Below are 3168 nucleotides of genomic sequence, written 5' to 3'. Positions count from 1 at the left end.
CGTCGATTTTTTCAACGAGAAGGGGAAGCTCTATAGCCTGCAATATCATCTGCCGCCGGATACCCCTGAACGGACCGATCGCCGGATCTCGCTTCTGATGCGGCTGATAGAGAAAGAAGCTGGCCAGATGTCGGTCGCGGAAGCGCTTTAAAATGTGCGATGCGCTTTTAACTCAATAGCGGATAGAGGAAAAAAAGATGCTGACCGCCTTACTGGTAAACGCTTCATTTACGTCAACGCTGCTGGTGATGACGGCGTTGGCCATGAAAGATATCAATAAATAAGCCGATCTCAGCAGAGAGTAAAACAGCCATACGGCGACGTATGGCTGTTGTTACTGGCGTGGAAATGGAACGCGTTATGAAAGGGTCTTGAGGAACGCCAGCAGATCGGTGCTCAGCTGATCGGCATGCGTTACCGCAAAGCCGTGTGGCGCATTGTCGTACACCTTCAGCTGCGCGCCCTCAATCATCTCTGCGGCCAGCTTGCCGGTGGTTTCGAACGGCACCACCTGGTCGTTGCTGCCGTGGATAACCAGCGTGGGCACGTCGATTTTCGCCATATCGGGACGGAAATCGGTGGTGGAAAACGCCTTAACGCACTCCAGCGTACCCTTGAGCGACGCCAGCAGCGCGATATTCAGGGTCTGCGTCAGCACGCCGTCAGAGACGGTCTGTCCGGCATTGGTGCCATAAAAAGGAACGGCGAAGTCGCTGATAAACTGCGCGCGATCGTTGCGCAACCCGGCCAGAATGCCGTCGAATACCGACAGATCCACGCCCTGCGGGAAATCTTCCCTCTTGCCAAAGGCAGGCGTGACCGCGCCCAGCAGCACCAGGCTATCAACGCGCGCCGAGCCGTAGTTGTTGATGTAGCGCGCCACGTCGCCGCCGCCCATGGAGAAACCCACCAGCGTTACGTTCTGCAGATCGAGATGGGTAATCAGGTCGTTGATATCTGATGCGAACGTGTCGTAGTCATAGCCGGTCCACGGCTGATCGGAGCGGCCGAAACCACGGCGATCGAACGCGATGACGCGGTAGCCGTTTTCCGCCAGCAGGTTCATCTGGGTGTCCCACATATCCGCATCCAGCGGCCAGCCGTGGCTGAACAGAACGGGCTTACCGTTGCCCCAGTCTTTAAAATAGATTTGCGTACCGTCAGCAGTTTTAATCGTGCTCATTGTCTTTTCCTTGTGATGTTGAATAAAAAGCAGCTGTTATTCAGGCGCAACCAGATAACGCGCAACCGGCATCTGTTCGGCCTGGTGGAATGCATAAACGCGGTTCTGAATTTTCTGGTCGTTCATGGTGTAGCGCTCAAGCTGGCGCAGATGCTCCATCCAGGAACCCACCACAAAGGTCTCAACGAAAAGGCCCGGCTGAAGAATATCTTCATAGACCGCCCAGTTGATGGCGCCGCCGCGGCGGCGGACGCGTCTCATATCCTGCATACAGAGGGTAAAGGCGTGCGCGTCGCCCTGGCGGATCTGATACTCGTAGCTCACCCGCACCGGCCCGCGATCGTGATGAATATCGAGCGCCGGAACCGGCTCGCTGATCTCGCTGACGTCGAGGTTGAGATCGGGATCCTTATCAAGACGCCAGCGCAGTACGGTAAGGCTGGCTAGCGCCATGCCCAGCGTGGCGACGCAGAGCGAGACCGGGATACCGTAGCGGGCAGCGAGCTGGCCCCAGACGGCGCTGCCCAGCGTCATTGAGCCAAAGAAAACGGTGAGATAGACCGCCAGCGCGCGCGCTTTAACCCAGCGGGCAGCGCTGCGCTGCGCCCCCAGATTCAGCGTCGAGAGTACGGCGATCCACGCGAAGCCGGTAAAAAACTCAAAGGCGTTCAGCAGCCAGAAGTGCCTGATAAAGGCGAGCGCCAGCATGGTCGCAGCGAACATCAGGCTCGCCAGCACCATCAGCCGATCGGGATTGAGCCGTTTACGCAGCCGCGGCAGCAGCACCGCGCCGCTGATGGCCCCCACGCCGATGCAGGCGAGCATAATGCCGTAGCCGCCCGGGCCAAGCCCCAGCTCGCGGCGCGCCACCAGCGGCAGCAAAGCCCAGCCGGCGCTGCCGAAGACGAAGAAGGCGACGGTGCGTACCAGCACGTTGCGCAGCACCGGCGCGGCGTGCACGTAGCGCAGGCCCGCGCGCACCGCCGAAAAGAAGTGCTCCGGCGGCAGCCGCTGCACGCTGGGCGCTTCTTTCCAGCGGTAGAGCACCCAGGCCACGCCAAGTACGGAGAGGGCGTTTAGCATAAAGACCATCCACGGCCCCGCGAACGACAGGATAAGGCCGCCGAGCGCCGGGCCGATGGCGCGGCTGATGTTGATGCCGAGCGAGTTCAGCGCAATGGCAGGGCCAAGCTCCTCCTTGCTGACCAGATCCGGCACGATGGCCTGGAAGGGCGGCGAACTCATCGCCGCGCCAGCGCTCATCAGGAAGGCGGCAATCAGCAACACCAGCGGCGTAACCTGCCCGGTAAAGGAGAGTAAAGCCAGACCGGCGGCGGCGATAAACACCCACAGCTGTGAAAAGAGCAGGTATTTGCGGCGATCGATAATATCCGCCAGCACGCCGGAGGGCAGCGCGAACAGGAACATCGGCAGGCTGCTTGCCGCCTGCACCAGCGCCACGTTGAGCGGATCGGCGCTGAGCGTCAGCATGGTCCAGTTGATGCCGACGTCATTCATCCATGAGCCGATATTAGAGACGACCGTCGCTATCCACAGCATGCGGAACAGAGGCTGGCGCAGCGGCTGCCAGGGCGACGCGGCCGTCGGGGCGGGCGCGATCGCCTCGTCCGGGGTGACGGTATTGATATCGTTAACCTGCGCCATAGCGTACCTCTCTGCGCGCGTCGGAGCCGATGCGCCACTGACCCGGCCCGGTAATGGCCAGCGTGGTGAAGATAATCAGCAGCAGCCAGCCAAACTGGCCTTCAGCAATGCTCCAGTTGGGGTGGACAACGGCCATGGCGACCAGCAGCACGCCGATAATCGGCAGGCAGGCGAGTCGGGTAAACAGGCCGAGCAGGATAAAAATCGGGCAGATAACTTCGGCAAATATAGCCGGAAGCAGGCTCATATAAGGACCGAGGCCAAAGGGGTCCTCGATCCGCGTCAGTTCTTCGCTGAAGTGAAACAAGATCGGAAGAGCG

3 protein-coding genes are annotated in these 3168 nt (G+C 60.2%); all 3 read right to left on the bottom strand.

Annotated elements, in window-relative coordinates; translation table 11 throughout:
• Positions 1-358: 358 nt before the first annotated feature.
• Positions 359-1183: an alpha/beta hydrolase gene (locus B3797_RS00095; RefSeq protein ID WP_311790032.1), complete on the bottom strand. Its 825-nt coding sequence runs from the start codon at positions 1181-1183 to the stop codon at positions 359-361.
• A gap of 36 nt (positions 1184-1219) precedes the next feature.
• The gene (locus B3797_RS00090) at positions 1220-2848 is read right to left on the bottom strand and encodes an MFS transporter (RefSeq protein WP_311790031.1); all 1629 of its coding nucleotides are present in this window, start codon (positions 2846-2848) and stop codon (positions 1220-1222) included.
• On the bottom strand, positions 2835-3168 hold a 334-nt coding region (locus B3797_RS00085), incomplete at its 5' end, for a DoxX family protein (RefSeq protein WP_311790030.1). The genes B3797_RS00090 and B3797_RS00085, both read right to left, overlap by 14 nt.

The sequence above is a fragment of the Pantoea sp. UBA5923 genome, from assembly GCF_002431095.1.
In the GTDB taxonomy this organism is placed as follows: Bacteria; Pseudomonadota; Gammaproteobacteria; order Enterobacterales; family Enterobacteriaceae; genus Pantoea; species Pantoea piersonii.
The sequence above is the reverse complement of the archived record's forward strand: the minus strand, read 5'-3'. Positions and strand labels throughout refer to the sequence as shown.